The sequence below is a fragment of the Aureibacter tunicatorum genome, assembly GCF_036492635.1.
In the GTDB taxonomy this organism is placed as follows: Bacteria; Bacteroidota; Bacteroidia; order Cytophagales; family Cyclobacteriaceae; genus Aureibacter; species Aureibacter tunicatorum.
In genome coordinates, this window is sequence record NZ_AP025305.1 from 4622684 (window position 1) to 4638066 (window position 15383).

Consider the following 15383-nt stretch of genomic DNA (forward strand, 5'->3'; position numbering starts at 1 on the left):
ACTCCCTAAACATAAATAATTACATAAAACACATAAATTAAAGAACACACAAAATGGAAACTATACAATTAAAAAACATCTAATCATTTATAGAATTTCAGCTTACACACCTTACACAGATGTATCATCAAAAACAAGAATTAAAATTTCACATTTTAATAATAAACCACATAGAGTTAATTAGATTTATTCTATTCTTATCAAAAAAATAGAATAAAAATACATATAATTATATTTTTAATGAGTTTTTATTTATTATACGGCTCCTATTTCAAACAACTTCACAATTAACTGATCATATTTTATGGAGAAAAGAGATCAAAACAGCTATCAAAACAACTTCAACAAGTTGGCTCAAATGAAAGCAGATCAGAAAATGAAAGAGAATTGGCAAGCCGTTCAAAGAAAAAAAACGGAAACCGATTATTCCAGAGATTCTCAAGATCTTGATACTGTCCAAAGAAAAGAAGAAAATTATTTCAATACACCTGCCATCCAAAGGCAGGAAAACAACCAAACTTCCCAACAGCAATCAAACGGGAGCTCCACCAGCCAAGGAGGCTTGCCCAAGCAACTTAAATCAGGAATTGAAAGCCTGTCAGGCCAATCAATGAATGACGTTAAAGTGCACTACAATTCCGACAAACCCGCCCAGTTGCAAGCTCATGCATTTGCCCAAGGCAATGACATACACTTGGCATCCGGCCAAGAAAAACATCTGCCCCATGAAGCATGGCATGTCGTGCAACAAAAAGAAGGGAGAGTGAAGCCCACAAGGCAGATGAAAGGCAAAGTGAATATCAATGACGATGCGGGACTGGAACGTGAGGCTGATCTCATGGGAGCCAAAGCGATGAGTGAAGGCAGCAAAGCTACGAATACGCAAACAAACACGGCTCAGTTAGCTTCAAACGATTCAAGCACTGTGCAAAGGAGAGCTTTTCTTGACAGAACGAATTCAACGGTTGAAATGGTAACAGAAGACCAAGGAACGAAAAAAGATGTCGTCTATCATGGGCCAATGTCGCTATTTTACTCCGTAGGCAGGGATGGCGCTCTCCAAGAAAGAACCGACTTGGAAGACGATCAAGACTTCAAATATCAATATGAGACAACTGATGCATGGATACCTCAAGAAGATCTTATTGGATATAAAAACCTAAAACGAGTTTTATTGCTAGACCCAGATTTTCGAAACGTCAGTTTGCCAGCGCTTAGAGAATCAATAGATCATCTATTTGTAGACGAAGATAAAAAAGAAGAACTATATCAACTTCTAAACAAAGACAATCAAGGCTTGCAATTGTCGGAGACACAATTTGTCAAGACCATGCTTAGCAGGATGAGCTTTCAATTTATGAATGAGCTTCACTCCAAGTATATTGTTTCCGGAGAAAGCGGAGTGATAGATGAAATGAAAAAAGAGGTGCAAAAGCACAATAGCAATGATAGCAACGAACATATAGAGATTGACAATGAACTATCCGACTGGGAATATTTATCAGCCTCATTAACAGCATTGTTAGGCCAAAGCAAATATGAAAACGCGATGGCAAAGATATGTGATGGCGTAGCTACTTATATGATGGGCATGTATGGTGAGGGAGGACTTGAAGCATATGACGGCTTAGTAAACAAGCTCAATACCAATAGCAACGAACAAAATAACAACGGAAGGGTATTGAAAACTACTAATGGCTATGAATTTCATGGCTTGATGCGAGATGTAATCAAAAGCAAAAGCAATCAAATAGCCCAGATTAAAATCAGCGCCAATGGGCTTCCGCATACTTTTGCAATTGCCGCCAATGAAGCATGGAGCACTCCTGCGTTTATACAAGCCTATGAGGGACACATTACGCTAGACGAGCACGTAAGTAGCATTGGAGTATTCAATTATGACGCAATGAGCGATATTGTCGTTCCCCTTGCCGAATGCCTAAATACAGGCACAAAAATGTCAGGCGCTGTTTACAACTCTCTATTTGGCGGCCCAAGTAAAGATGATGTGAAAATTTCCGAAATACTCGTTATTGTTATGCCTATGGTTGAAAAAGAGCTGGATGATGTAGGGAACTTCTCGCCACAGTCAGGCTACATGAAATTAACTCCAAAATAATATTACCCAAAAAAATTATAAGCACAACCTTTCACTGAAAAACGCTGTCCCAGTAACTTTGGGGCAGCGTTTTTTTTATCATTACAAAAGATCATATCAAACCATTAGCATACATCGCCACAGTGACAAAATCGCGATTAACAATATCATCTATATAAATGATATTGGGATAGTCGCTTTGAGTGATCGCGGGCTTCAGATGAGACAATAATTTTGAATCCGCTGTGGAAGCAAGGTCCAAAACACTATCCGCTGGAAATATTGGAGAATTGCAGCCCACAGCTTGAACCGCATCCTGCGTTAAAGTCCAAGAAATCAAAAAATAGCTTCCTTTTTCCCTTTGCTCCTTCATCTTCTTTAACTGATCGCTCATCATCGCATTCACGTCATTTGTATCCGAATATTTATTATAAGCATTTAAGGATGAATAAGGATAAAAACCTTTGCCAGAGTAATCGCTTAAGTCCACATTATCTCCTTCAACAATAACAATAACCGCAGACTTGCCATTTCCGATGAATGTCTCCAAAGTTTGCTTCGTCAAATCGCTATCAGACGGCATTGAGAATAAAAATTTCAAGCCATTCGTCTCATCAGCAAGCATTTTGAATAATCCATTCCACTCATCCTGAGTAAAGGAAGCGTAGCTATTATTTCCCAAATCGGTATTTAAGGAATGCGATAGATTTAAAATCACCAATTCAGCGTTTTCACTGGTAAATGCATTGACACCGTTTATAATTTCCTGTATCGTCTCTCCATTAGCTCCCTGCCAACTGGTATCTCCAACATGCGTGTAATGTCCTGTGGAATATCCTCCACCTGTTATCACTGGTCGAATATCGAAATATCTGGCGCCTAAATTCAATTGTCCGCCCACATCATGTGTCTGGGTAATCGTATTGCACTCCGTTCCTCCAAGTGTGTGTCCGGTAATCTTGCTCATTCCTGAATCATGAGAACCTGTTATGCAAATATCGATAAGTTTTCGAGGACCTATCAATGACATATTGTCTTGCATCCAAGAACTTCCTGAAGTTGAAAATTCATTGCTCATAGTTTTTTTTATTTTTATTGAGAAAATGACTTATCAGCCTGCTAATATTTTCTATTCTATACAGTTCCTTTTCGCAGACATGGTTTAAATGAGATAATATTCGGCTTCGTTGTTCATCATTATATCCTTGGCAAAAAATATCAACCAGCTCCCGCTTGTTCATTTCTAAAATATCAGCATTCAAGTCCTCTCGATGAACCCAAACACTAGTCAAAGAAACCCTAAAATTATCTAAAGTATCCGAATCAGTTATTTCTGAAGGAATTGTTCCATGAAGCAAATGACTATTAAAACGAATAGTAGTGCCCTTGCTATAGGAAAATTCCCTTCGATCAAGGTTTTTCAATGGAAAGCTCACACCTTGATTCGAAATTTGCCTTATATCATAGAGTTTATCATCGCCTTTCTGAAAAAAATGCGAGTCACTTTGAGACAATGTTTCATACAGCAAGTTATTTTGCTTGCCGGAGTTTTCAACCACATAAATTCCAAGTTCTTTGTCTCCTAAAGCTTCAAACTTATCTTTATGCATATTGGTCCACAAAGTCACCATTCTCGATTGATAACCTTTCTTTCCGAAATAATGAATTCCTCCATCTTGATGCATATTCCTTATCCCTATGGAGTCCCTCACTCTCAGCTTCCATATAGAGTGATAGATCGGAACAAAATCATCAAAAATATCTGAATGAACATTTCTATAAAATTCCTCTGTCAAATCATGTAGCCTTATAAAGTCTTGTTGAGAAGTAATATCATTAGACTTTGCAGAATCCATAAAGCCAAATTCCCTATCCAAAGCGAAAATCATGCTTTTGAATTCAGCTCTATCGACATGGTTTGATTCATTGATAAAACTATTCATAGTTAATTCGAGGTCATGATTTGATCTTCAACAGCTTTCTGGCAATTATTATTGAAAAGCTCATCATCGATTAAAGGCAAACCGATCTCCTTGGCACCAGACAACCTCAACAGAAACATTCCTATTCCCGCCGAGCCCGTTCCATAATCCAGACAGTATGCTGCCAATTCCTCGCCTGGAAATGCCGTGCCTTTTTCTCCATCAAATTTATACAGCAATATTCTTTCTGCTATATGCTGAGCTTCGCTTAAAAACTTCTTGTCATCAGTTTGCTGATACAAATCAAAAAAGAACTCACCGATACCCGCCATCCCAATAAACATTCCCGGATGCAAACAATATTTACCTTTAATCGCATCCGCAATCTCCAGTGCAGCTGATAAATATTTCTCTTTGCCCGTTTCCTTGTAAAACCTCAAGGCAACGATTCCAATACCAGCTGAGCCCATTCTCAAATAAGGATATTTTACTTTTGCCAAATAATTTCTTCTCCAGACTCTTTTGCCATCCAAGTATTCGGAAGCTTCCAACTCTGCATCAAACCATTTTTCAGCCAATTTCAAAGCTTTTCGATCTCTTGTTGACTGATACATTCTCAAACCAAACAATGCCGCTCCGCTTATGCCATGATACAATCCCGAATATTTCAATCCATCGACATTTTCCAACATTCCTGAGCCTTCGCCAAGATGGTTATGTAAATGGTCAAATGCCTCCTTTGCTTTCAGTAAAAATTCTTTCTTCTGTGTATGAAGATAAAATTTCAAACTCGCCAATCCCCATCCTGACACTCCGTTAAACAAATCCATTGAATCAAAAAGCTGATCCATGGAATAGACTTTTTCCATCAATTCTTTAGCCTTCTTCGTATTACCACTTTCAAGAAGTTGCACTGCAACTCCTGATAAACCGATCAACAGCCCAGGGGCAAATAACTGCGCATTAATCTTTTCAACCTTTTTCAAATACGCATCTTCAAATTTCTTAGAAACATCGCCTTTTAGCCTCATAAACTCAGCAACGCCTGCCCAGCCATAAGCATATGACATCTCATTAGTACTATGCACTCTATAATCCAGTGGCAAACCATACTTGCCATAAGGCTCGTCAATAAACTTCATTATGTGACCTTCAATATTGTCAACAATATTGCTATAATCGCTTATCGCCTCCATGGACTCCTTTACTTCCTTCAATCCATTCTCAAGCTTCTCACCCAATTCATCCATTAACAACAATGACTTCTGTGAATCATCTTTCAAAGTTTCAATTATCTGCAAAATCTCTTTTGGCAAGTCATGAGCGCTGACAACCGATCTCAAATAAGAATTCTTTGCTTGAGAATTAATCGCAAACAAATGGCATATTGGCAGCAACATATGTCCAGCCACTAAACTTACAGCAGCCCAATCACTCAAAAAATCAGGATTTTCATTTGATCCTTCAGAAAAACCTCTGGTAGTAACCCTCAAGTAATGATCTCCATTATCCAAATCGTAAGCTCCTTCAAAATCCACCAACTTTACTTTAAGCGTAGTTTTGTCGTAAAGTATATTTTGCGGAGCCAAATCGCCTATAACGACATTAAGCTCATGTATAGTTTGAACGGTATCAACCAAGTCTTTCAATAAAGTCAAATACCTTCGGCAAAAAGCTGTCTTTTTCTCTGTATCATTCCAGCCTTTTATAACAACATTTTGCTCCTCCCAATCCGCATAGCTCCCCAATGACTCATAATCAAACAGCTCTATAACTAAAAATCTATGTTCCCATTCTTGAAATGAATCTATCACTAGCGGCACTCTGCCTGATGTTTGCAGTTTTCTTAATATTTTTTCTTCATGCTCAAGTCCATAAACAGCGTCCTTTTGCCCGAGGCTATTCTGATTTATATAAGGCCTTGCTTCTTTAATAATAACTTCCTTACCTGTGTTGTTATCCAAAGCCAAATAGACACCGCCTTTGGAAGAATGATTGGAAATAGGCTCAGTCACTTCATATCTGCCATTCAATATGGTAGATTCCGGGTATTCAACCTCTTCTCCAAATGGATCTTCCACTCCATCCGGCAAAAAGAAATAAGGCATTCTCTTATCCGCAACGCCTCCTTCATCATCAAGCATGACCGTCTTTCTCTCCCCAAACACATCCCTTTTGCTCGTTCCTAGAAATGATCCATAACGATAAAAAAGACATTTGCTGTCCTTAAATGCCTTATCGCTCAAAATATATGGACCGTAAAGTTCCTTTGTTTTGCTATAAAGCTCTTCCATAAGCAGTTTAAATGTCTCCAAATCCGATGGATACATTGTAATGAACTTGCCGCAGGCAGCCTTATTGCAAGCTTGTGAATTAAAGTAATCATGAACTCTCTTATCAACCAAGACTTTAAATGCCACTGAATGCTTTTTCAATACAGGAACAATCTTTTTCAGTCCATCAACTCCCAAATCCGATATCAATGAAACATGTATCTTAAAGCCCTTGGCTTCTACTTTAGTGTCAAGCGGCTCAGAAACATACCATACTTCCCGCCTTATAGTGTTCCAAGACTCACCCAAGACCTGATCCAAAATTTCCTTGTATGCATTATCCTCAGAACGATATTCGCCCATTGAAGAAAAAAAGTAGGAACTGTTAAATAAGTATGGAGACAGATCTCCTTTGGCTATTCGCCTTTCGATATTGCCATGCATAATGAACTGATTGATATTGAAAAAATTAAAACCAAATAACAAAGCCCAAAACCGCTATCGGCTTTGGGCTTAACAAGCTTTATGAAGCTACGCTAATCTGAGAATCACAGCACTTAGCGCTGATTTGCGAGTCATGGCACCCCGATCTAAATCCGGACTTGTTTTCATCTTTTGCTTCTAATCTTTGAAGGTTCATTACATTCCACATAATACTTAGTTTTTAATGAAATAATTATTTGAAATCTCTTCCAAAAGATTGCCTTTTGAAAGCATTAATTACTTTCGCGCAAAAGATTTATGATATCTAATATCAACGTTTCAAAAGTTATGCCCTCAAAATATTCATTTTTATACTAACAAACGAAATCAAGTACCCAAACAGCTCGCAGAGCTTGCAACAAATGATTTAAAAAAATATTACATTATATATCAATCCATTATTCATTACTTTTTCATTGTTTATCGCACAGTCTCACGCTTAATTTTGGTTCTTCCGATGGTTATCCCTTTTCTTAATTTTGCTTCGCCGGAGTAAGTTATTTCTGATTCTCCAAATGCAGTGATTTTCACACTGTTATTGGCTGTTACTTTGACATTGTTATCCCCATATGATTTTATCCGACTGATTTTCGTGGTCAACTCCTGAGCTTTTACCTCATTTTCACCATACAACTTCCAAGTCACCTCATCTCCATCTCCCTCGGAAATGTAAAACTCATTCTCCCCATATGCCTTTACTTTCCCTATTTGAAGCTCCGCATTTTCAATAGAGATCTCATTTTGCCCATAAGCCAACAACTTGAACTTCTCCATATTCACCGATTGCATTGAGAGTTTGCTTTCTCCCATAACCACAAACTTCAGAAAGCCATCTGAAGGAGAACCATTCACACGAACTTTCTCCGCCCCTTTTACTACAACTTTCTCCAATGACGAGTAAGTTACGACCAACTCCATTGTCGCATCTCCGTATATCGATTTCTTATAACTGTAATCGTGCTTTTTCTTGGACTTCTCTTTCTTCACAATATTCTTCGCATCCAATAGATAAATTTGCAATGTTTTGCCTCTTAGCTTGACTTGCAACTTATCGTGAGGGATATCATCATTGACTATCCGGACAGATTCTTCATCTCCTTTTTGAAAAGTAACTGCGATATGAGGATGAATCTCAACTCTTTTGAAGTCCTCTACCTTGATCTTCTTCTCCTGTCCAATCGCAGAAAGTGATGACAAGCATATGGCAAGCCCCAAAAAGAAAACTGTAAGCCGTTGAATTGTACTTGAATTTAACAAAAATGTCATTATAATATACTTTTAATAGTAAAAATTGACTTTTTAAAAGCCATGTGAATTTTAAAGTTTTTTAACATGCGGCTTCAAAGGAAGCGAAAAATACTAATAATCATATTATTAATCTAAATGATTTCATTAATTATGCTTATGAAATTTTACAACTGTGGAAAAATTCTATCATAATACGTGCAGAAAAAAGCCAACGCGTTTTTGCCATTTTATTTATCATGATTAAATCTCACCTTTGTATTGGAGATGAATTTAAACAAAACCTTTTGAATTATATACGCAAAAATATCGTCCGATCGCTGCAGTACGCATTGCTAGCATTGATGACATTAACGGGCATGCTTGACAGCATACCTGAAATGTCACAGGAAGGTGATTGTGTATGCAGCCAAAGCAACTACGATTGCGATACTGATGCTAGCATAAGAATATCCAAAAGGTATTGTTTGCAACAAATCAACATTAATAAACCTCTACTGAACAAAGTCTTCAAGATTTCGAAATCACATAACGACTATTTTTTCAATTGGTACCAATATTTTGTTCAAGTCAGTATTGAGCGGCCTCCTGCTTTGCTTTTAAGCTAAAACTGCTTCAGCTGCTATTTTATTGGAAATGAAAATTGCTCAACTATTATCAGTTGCAGCAACCCTTAACTTATTTATGAAAATGCCAAACAGCGCATTAAGGTAGATGCTTTGCTTCCCTGTGCTTGAGTTATCATTAGCTCAATAGCATATATGGACCAAGAAAAAATACCTTAAACGTTATTTGCAAAATATTTTAATTATGAAAAGGAATTTGATCTATATCATGATGGCTTTGTTCATCATGACAGGCATGCTATATTCATGCAAAGATGATAGCGATGTTACGGAAATCACCGATCCATCAGACCCTAATAATCCTGAAAACCCTGACGACCCCTCGGATGGAAATGATCCATTGGATCCTGCAAATCCTAACCCGCCTTCTACTATAGGCGGGAAACAAGTAATAGGATACATTACACAATGGGATGCTTGGAAAACCTCCGAGCACGGACTTCCTGACCAAGGTGTCTGCAACCAATTAAATTTGGACTTCTCTAAATATACTATTCTTAATTATTCATTCTTTGGCGTTGCCAAAGATGGCTCCATCCATTCCGGCGATTATAGGAACAAAGACATTTGGATGCAAGGAGTGGAACAAGATCCAAATCATCTGTTAAGAAATGTTTATGATAGTTGGGATTATTGGTTGCTATATGGAGATCTGGATCTTGTCCATGAAATTTCCGAATGGAATCAAGACAAATTGAACGGAGAATACGAAAACTACAATGGAGGCTGGAAGCATATTCCTACAGGCCTCACAGGCGAATTTCCTATCCCATTGCATAAAACCGGAAGCGCCAAAGGCCTCTTTGAGCTTTCAAAAGAAAATAACACAAAACTAATGGCATCAATAGGTGGGTGGAGCATGTGCAAGCATTTTCCTGAAATGGCAGCCGATCCTGCTAAAAGAAAACGATTTATCGAAGATTGCAAAATATTAATAAGAATGGGCTTCGATGGCATCGACCTTGATTGGGAGTACCCTGGCCCATTCGCCGGCATGAACTTCACAGGCTCTCAATCGGATTTCGTCAATTTCGAAAAACTTGTGGAAGAGCTTAGGGCGGAATTAGGGGAAAACAGACTGATCACCTCTTGCTTCAGCACTGTTCCTCAAAAACTTCAAGGATTCAATTGGGGAAAACTCAATGGACTTATGGATTTCTACAATATCATGTCATATGATATGCATGGAGGCTGGTCAACCAAGGCTGGGCACAATTCACCGCTTTATCCTTATGACGGAGAAGAGGAAGGTACTTTATCATGGGAAACTACAAGACAAGCATTGACCAATTCAGGCATTCAAATGTCGAAAGTAAATATGGGCATGCCGTTTTACGGAAGAGCTGTTGTTACCCAAGGAAATGCCGCATTGCACACTCCTTTGGTGAAAAGAAGCATGACTATACAACCAGACGGGGCAATTGAATCAGCAGCTGATTATGATAATTTCGGGCAGTTTGACGGCACTCCTTTCTTCTCCTATATTGACAAAAACACCGCTGGATGGACTAGGCATTGGGACGATCAAGCTAAAGTTCCTTACAAAACCAATGGAAACTACTTCATCAGCTACGATGATCAAGAGTCCATCAGATTAAAAGCTGAATATATCAAAGACAATAATTTGGCTGGTGCCATCGTATGGCAAGTATATGGTGATGTGAATTATGGATCGGTTAGTTCAGTCTATGGCGGAAAGCTAAGACAAACGTCCAATAACCAAAGTCCGCTGATCGATACTGTAGTTGACACATTTCAATAAGAAAGGAGAGCATAATGAAATTTAAAAATATAAGCCTGCTGGTATTCCTCTCATTGGGAGTGCTCATGTACTCTTGCAGCGAGGATGGCGAAAACGATATCATCGAAAACCCGAACCCTGGAGATCCTACTGATCCGGATAACCCGGATAATCCTGACAACCCGGATCCAGGAGATGGCGAGTTGCCAAATACTACCATTGGCGACCTCATCAGCAAAGAAGAATACGAAGAGTTCTTTCCTTATCGATATGGAGCTGAACAATCCAATAATTGGGAAATCAATCCTGAAAAAGATTTCTTTGTCTATGAGGCATTGATAAAAGCGGCGGCCGGTCTGGAGAATATCATGCTAAAAATCGAAAGCAGGGTGATTACCGACACATATTCCGCTCAAAGAATAACCCGAATAGACAAGCAAACTGGCGAAGAAAAACTTCTCAAAGAGGAGGATGACTTTAATGCGGAATGGAACCAGAGCAAGCCTATAGTCACCACTGAGGTGGATTATGCCAACTTCCTCAATCAAGGCACTGAAACACAAAGAAGCCAGGAGTTGGCAGCCTTTCTAGCCAATATTTCTCATGAAACTACTGGAGGATGGCCTACCGCTCCTGGAGGTCAATATGCTTGGGGACTTCATTTCAGAGAAGAAGTTGGTTACGAAAATGGAGGAGCAATCAGCTATAGAGACGAAACTAATAAATACTATCCGCCTGCTCCTGGCCAGTCATATCATGGAAGAGGGCCTATCCAACTGAGCTGGAATTATAATTATGGCCAATTCAGCGACTTTCTATATGGCGACAAAAATGTGCTATTAGACGACCCCGGCAAATTAACCAAAGACGCGATCATTTCATTTCAATCAGCTATTTGGTTTTGGATGACGCCCCAGTTCCCCAAGCCTTCGTGTCATGATGTGATGGTGGGCAATTGGGAGCCAAGCCAAGAAGACCTGTCAGCAGGACGCAAGCCCGGCTTTGGCATGACGATCAATATTATCAACGGAGGTATAGAGTGCGGTCATGGCACCAATGATAAAATCAAAAGTCGCAATGGATTCTACGAAAGGTACACTAGCATCTTTGGAGTTCCTATGGGAGATGATTGCGATTGCGGAGGTATGCAATCCTATTAAAACACTAATATTCCAATAGTATTTTTTCGACTTAAATTTAATCCCCTGTTTTTTCAGGGGATTTTTTTTGATTTCTAAAACTTAAAATTTAAACTAAACTCTTTTTTATTTAAAAATATAGAGGGACAATATCTGATTTTAATGATAATACATATAATAAAACATGTAATCAATTGCAGCAAATATAATTATATAAATATTTTCTATAATCAATTAATTTGAAAACTAATCCATTTCTACTAACATTGCTATCAATTTAACTATTTCAATAAAAAATTTAACTAATGAAAAAGTATATTTACGCAATGCTTATCACGGCAGGATTATTTGCCTGCAAGAACGAAGACTTGGAAAAAGGCGCCGACAAGAATCAACAAACAGAAATCTCAAACCCTGAGGCCATCACCTACAAACTTTCTATAGCTGGAGAGCTAGAAAAAAATGAAACTGATCTTTCAAGAATTAAAGAAACTGATGAAACAGTCTACTATGCTTTGCAAGTTTATCAATTAGATTCATTTGCAATAATAAATAGTGAATGGGGTGAAAACTATGTTCAAAATTTTGGAAGAAATAATTATGCTTGGGCGATATTTGATAATCTAGATAGTATTGAAATCAACCTATTGCCAAACAAAGACTATCGATTTGATATGACCGCTTATCATAGTGGTACTGGTAAAAACTTATATAAAAATTACAACAATATACTTAGCAGTCCACACTCTGGTAAAAAAATAAAAAATAGCATTAATTATTCCATAGATGAAAAGATAGATCCATTTTATAATTACATATCATACTTTGATTCTGAAAACAATAGAATCACTTCACAGTATCCAGAGATAGAGGCATATGTTGGTAAAAGATATATTGACCTGAATGACTCTCTTGCTAGTCAAACTATCAATATCGATTTATACAAAGCTTTTTACGGAGCTAGATTCACTATCAAAAACCTTACTGAAGGACAAATAAAAATCAAGCATAATGACCACGAAATGATATTTGACTCAGATACAACTACAAATCCAAGAACAATTTCATATGACTTGTACTCAGTATCAGAACTGTCAATATTTAACGACTCAACAACTCTTAATAAAAATTACAGAAACAACGTAAATGTTACCAAAATTCATGAATCTGGCATTGAAGAAGTTTTATTTAATGATAGATTGAATTTTAAAAGAAATAAACTAACGACCTATACTATTACAGCTCCATCAGGAGGACAAGAGCCAAATGGAAAAGGCGGATTCAGCATAAACTATGAAATTACTCCTATGGAAGAAATCGATGGTGGAGAAATCATAAATCAAGAATAAATCAAATCTATTTTAAAAAAAGAGGCTTTGATATTAGCCTCTATTTTCCCACTAATTTATCAACAGCTCTTATATAAAAAATCTCTTGATGAATACTTATATGTTGAGCCATAAGTCAAGGAGCTAATAATCAACAAAAAGCCTACAGAGCAAACAGGAAACTACTAAAACTAAATTTAACAAATGAAAAAATACATTTACGCATTATTTATCGCGGCAGGATTATTTGCCTGCAAGAATGAAGACTTGGAAAAAGGCGCCGACAACAATCACCAAACAGAAACCTCAAATCCTGAAGCCATCACTTATAAACTTTCTGTAGCAGGTGAACTCTTAAGAAACGAGAGTAGCTTTTCGAGAGCTAAAAAGATCATGAACGACGAAAAAACATTCTTCGGGATACAAGTCTATCAAATGGATACTAACAACACAAATAGTGAAAAGTATGCTTGGGGGTTATTCGATAATGTAGATAGCATGCAAATCGAACTGATTCCAAATAAAAAATATAAATTTGATGTCGTCTCATATAAAAAAGGTACTGGTGGGGGACTTTATAACTTTAAAGAGTCAGAAATTGATTCAATTTCTATTTATCTAGGAGACCCTTTTTATTTCAAGAAAATTAGCAATGGATTTAATTATTCACTAACATCTAAATTAGATGTTTTTTCTAATTACATATCGTATTTTGACAAAAACAATAGAAGTTATACTAGTTCATATCCTGAAATTGAAGCTTATGTAGGGAGGGTATATGTGATTCCTGATGAATCTTCAGAAAACAATAACATTAACATTGTATTAAATAAAGCTGCATACGGATCTAGATTAGTTGTGCAAAACTTGAATGATGGCCAAATCAAAATTAGATTTCAAGATAAAACTATGACCTTTGACCAGGATACTACAACGGCAATGAAAATTATATCTCGTGATTTAAGTTATATAGCCAATGCAAGTATCAATAATGATTCCACCTACTTAAACAAAACAATCAAAAATTACATCTCCATAACCAAAATACACGATTCTGGTATTGAGGAAAGCTTGTACTCAGGTAATTTAGAGTTTAATAGAAATAAAATCACTACATACACACTTACAGCACCTTCAAGCAATGGTGAAAGCGGGCAAGGAGGATTCAGCTTCACTTTTGAAGAAACGCCCATGGAAGAAATAGACGGAGGTGAAATATTTGATATCCCTCAAAATAATCCTAACTAACTTTTTCAAAAAAAGGGGTGCTAAAAGCCCCCTTCACTTTTCATCAAATATACCCCTCCACATTCAACTCAAGCCCAACACTCTTCAAATTATTCAAAACAACAATCTATTCCTTATCATAACAAAACAAATATTTCACTCATCTTCAACAAGAAAAAATAAAATCAATCTAAACTTCGAGCTAACCAATTCACATGATAAGTTTCCTTAATTAAAGCCTTATTCCAACAACCTCACAATTAAAAAAACACAATAACAAAAGATAATTTCAATTTATATTTTATATCAAAAACAAAAGGAAACTATCTAATCACAATAGAAATAAAATAATCCTATCGCTCATTTATCAACAGTGAAATAATAATTAGAATCACCTTTATTAAAGAACAAAAAGAGAAATTTGAATTAAACTTAACAAACAAAAACATGGAAACTACGCTAAACAAAGTTATTAAGCATAGAAATCCATTATTGCATAACTATTGATCCCAAATTTCTTAAAATTCCGCTATTTAATTTTAAGCAATTTTATAACTTGCTTAAAAAAGAAGGATTTGTCAAAACACAACATAAGTTTCCCTATTTATTTGAATCATAAACAAAACAACTAGGTAAATTTATCCAAAGACTTTCATGCAGTCATTAGTCTCGACAAAAAATTCTAATATTTGAAAAATGAAATTTTAAGACATGGCAGTTAAAAGTGATCGCTTAAGCAATATTGGCAAAATCATCAAAGAAACACGTACTGAAAAGAAAATGAGTTTGCAAGATGTTGCAACCAAAAGCAGTATCACTTCCAGTCTTCTTTCGAAAATAGAAAACTTCAAAACAGTGCCTTCGATCCCTGTATTATTTCATATCGCCGAGGCTCTCGAAGTTGACATGTCGGAACTAGTAAAAAATGTCAATGCTAAAGAATTCTCTTTTATTCATATCAAAAAGGATGAACTACAAGGCTACGACAAGGAAGACTCAAAAGGATTAATGTTTTATGACTTGATGACTTATCCGTTCAAGCATGTCAATATGAGAGCGAATATTGTCAAAGTATCACCCAATACTAACCATGAACCTTTTACTGCAAACGGCATGGAACTAATATTCAACTTATCTGGCAAATTAACTTACCGCATGGGTGAAAACGAAATCTACATCAATGAAGGCGATACATTGTTCTTTGACGGAAATACACCTCACTCTTTGCAAAACTTTGATACCCTAAAGGACGCTCTGCTATTTAAAGTTTCTTTTATGAACCCAAACTCTTGATATTAAAA

The 15383-nt window shown here is 36.8% G+C and carries 12 protein-coding genes; 7 read left to right on the forward strand and 5 right to left on the reverse strand.

Annotated features, from left to right (window positions below; all coding sequences use genetic code 11):
- Positions 1-304: 304 nt before the first annotated feature.
- Positions 305-2119, forward strand: a complete 1815-nt coding sequence (locus AABK36_RS19430; protein WP_309936830.1) for an eCIS core domain-containing protein — start codon at positions 305-307, stop codon at positions 2117-2119.
- A gap of 91 nt (positions 2120-2210) precedes the next feature.
- On the opposite strand, the gene AABK36_RS19435 is transcribed toward AABK36_RS19430, so the two are convergent.
- From AABK36_RS19435 to AABK36_RS19455, 5 genes are all read right to left on the reverse strand, one after another.
- Positions 2211-3176 (reverse strand): PI-PLC domain-containing protein, encoded by a 966-nt coding sequence (locus tag AABK36_RS19435; protein ID WP_309936831.1) that lies wholly within the window; start codon positions 3174-3176, stop codon positions 2211-2213.
- Positions 3166-4041: a hypothetical protein gene (locus AABK36_RS19440; RefSeq protein ID WP_309936832.1), complete on the reverse strand. Its 876-nt coding sequence runs from the start codon at positions 4039-4041 to the stop codon at positions 3166-3168. The genes AABK36_RS19435 and AABK36_RS19440 overlap by 11 nt, the downstream gene beginning before the upstream one ends.
- A 2-nt stretch (positions 4042-4043) precedes the next feature.
- The gene (lanKC, locus tag AABK36_RS19445; RefSeq protein WP_309936833.1) at positions 4044-6737 is read right to left on the reverse strand and encodes a class III lanthionine synthetase LanKC; all 2694 of its coding nucleotides are present in this window, start codon (positions 6735-6737) and stop codon (positions 4044-4046) included.
- Between the two features lie 79 nt (positions 6738-6816).
- Positions 6817-6945, reverse strand: coding sequence for a SapB/AmfS family lanthipeptide (locus tag AABK36_RS19450; protein ID WP_309936834.1), 129 nt, complete (start codon positions 6943-6945; stop codon positions 6817-6819).
- 251 nt (positions 6946-7196) lie between these two features.
- Complete coding sequence (locus AABK36_RS19455) at positions 7197-8042, reverse strand: GIN domain-containing protein (protein WP_309936835.1); 846 nt, start codon at positions 8040-8042, stop codon at positions 7197-7199.
- Positions 8043-8260: 218 nt separating this feature from the next.
- Between AABK36_RS19455 and AABK36_RS19460 the strand changes: the two genes are divergently transcribed.
- The 6 genes from AABK36_RS19460 (at position 8261) to AABK36_RS19485 (ending at position 15375) form a co-directional block, all read left to right on the forward strand.
- Positions 8261-8629, forward strand: a complete 369-nt coding sequence (locus AABK36_RS19460) for a hypothetical protein (RefSeq protein WP_309936836.1) — start codon at positions 8261-8263, stop codon at positions 8627-8629.
- Between the two features lie 202 nt (positions 8630-8831).
- On the forward strand, positions 8832-10409 hold the full coding sequence (locus AABK36_RS19465) for a glycoside hydrolase family 18 protein (RefSeq protein ID WP_309936838.1): 1578 nt from the start codon (positions 8832-8834) through the stop codon (positions 10407-10409).
- A gap of 14 nt (positions 10410-10423) precedes the next feature.
- Complete coding sequence (locus AABK36_RS19470; RefSeq protein WP_309936839.1) at positions 10424-11548, forward strand: chitinase; 1125 nt, start codon at positions 10424-10426, stop codon at positions 11546-11548.
- 284 nt (positions 11549-11832) lie between these two features.
- Positions 11833-12876, forward strand: a complete 1044-nt coding sequence (locus tag AABK36_RS19475) for a hypothetical protein (RefSeq protein ID WP_309936840.1) — start codon at positions 11833-11835, stop codon at positions 12874-12876.
- 183 nt (positions 12877-13059) lie between these two features.
- Complete coding sequence (locus AABK36_RS19480; RefSeq protein WP_309936841.1) at positions 13060-14103, forward strand: hypothetical protein; 1044 nt, start codon at positions 13060-13062, stop codon at positions 14101-14103.
- Between the two features lie 690 nt (positions 14104-14793).
- Positions 14794-15375 (forward strand): helix-turn-helix domain-containing protein, encoded by a 582-nt coding sequence (locus AABK36_RS19485; protein WP_309936842.1) that lies wholly within the window; start codon positions 14794-14796, stop codon positions 15373-15375.
- The last annotated feature ends 8 nt before the right edge of the window (positions 15376-15383 follow it).

Bases quoted from the DNA above. Each gene is read 5' to 3' on its own strand.
- AABK36_RS19430 (WP_309936830.1), top strand. From the start codon at position 305: ATGGAGAAAAGAGATCAAAACAGCTATCAAAACAACTTCAACAAGTTG.
- AABK36_RS19435 (WP_309936831.1), bottom strand. From the start codon at position 3,176: ATGAGCAATGAATTTTCAACTTCAGGAAGTTCTTGGATGCAAGACAAT.
- AABK36_RS19440 (WP_309936832.1), bottom strand. From the start codon at position 4,041: ATGAATAGTTTTATCAATGAATCAAACCATGTCGATAGAGCTGAATTC.
- lanKC (WP_309936833.1), bottom strand. From the start codon at position 6,737: ATGCATGGCAATATCGAAAGGCGAATAGCCAAAGGAGATCTGTCTCCA.
- AABK36_RS19450 (WP_309936834.1), bottom strand. From the start codon at position 6,945: ATGTGGAATGTAATGAACCTTCAAAGATTAGAAGCAAAAGATGAAAAC.
- AABK36_RS19455 (WP_309936835.1), bottom strand. From the start codon at position 8,042: ATGACATTTTTGTTAAATTCAAGTACAATTCAACGGCTTACAGTTTTC.
- AABK36_RS19460 (WP_309936836.1), top strand. From the start codon at position 8,261: ATGATTAAATCTCACCTTTGTATTGGAGATGAATTTAAACAAAACCTT.
- AABK36_RS19465 (WP_309936838.1), top strand. From the start codon at position 8,832: ATGAAAAGGAATTTGATCTATATCATGATGGCTTTGTTCATCATGACA.
- AABK36_RS19470 (WP_309936839.1), top strand. From the start codon at position 10,424: ATGAAATTTAAAAATATAAGCCTGCTGGTATTCCTCTCATTGGGAGTG.
- AABK36_RS19475 (WP_309936840.1), top strand. From the start codon at position 11,833: ATGAAAAAGTATATTTACGCAATGCTTATCACGGCAGGATTATTTGCC.
- AABK36_RS19480 (WP_309936841.1), top strand. From the start codon at position 13,060: ATGAAAAAATACATTTACGCATTATTTATCGCGGCAGGATTATTTGCC.
- AABK36_RS19485 (WP_309936842.1), top strand. From the start codon at position 14,794: ATGGCAGTTAAAAGTGATCGCTTAAGCAATATTGGCAAAATCATCAAA.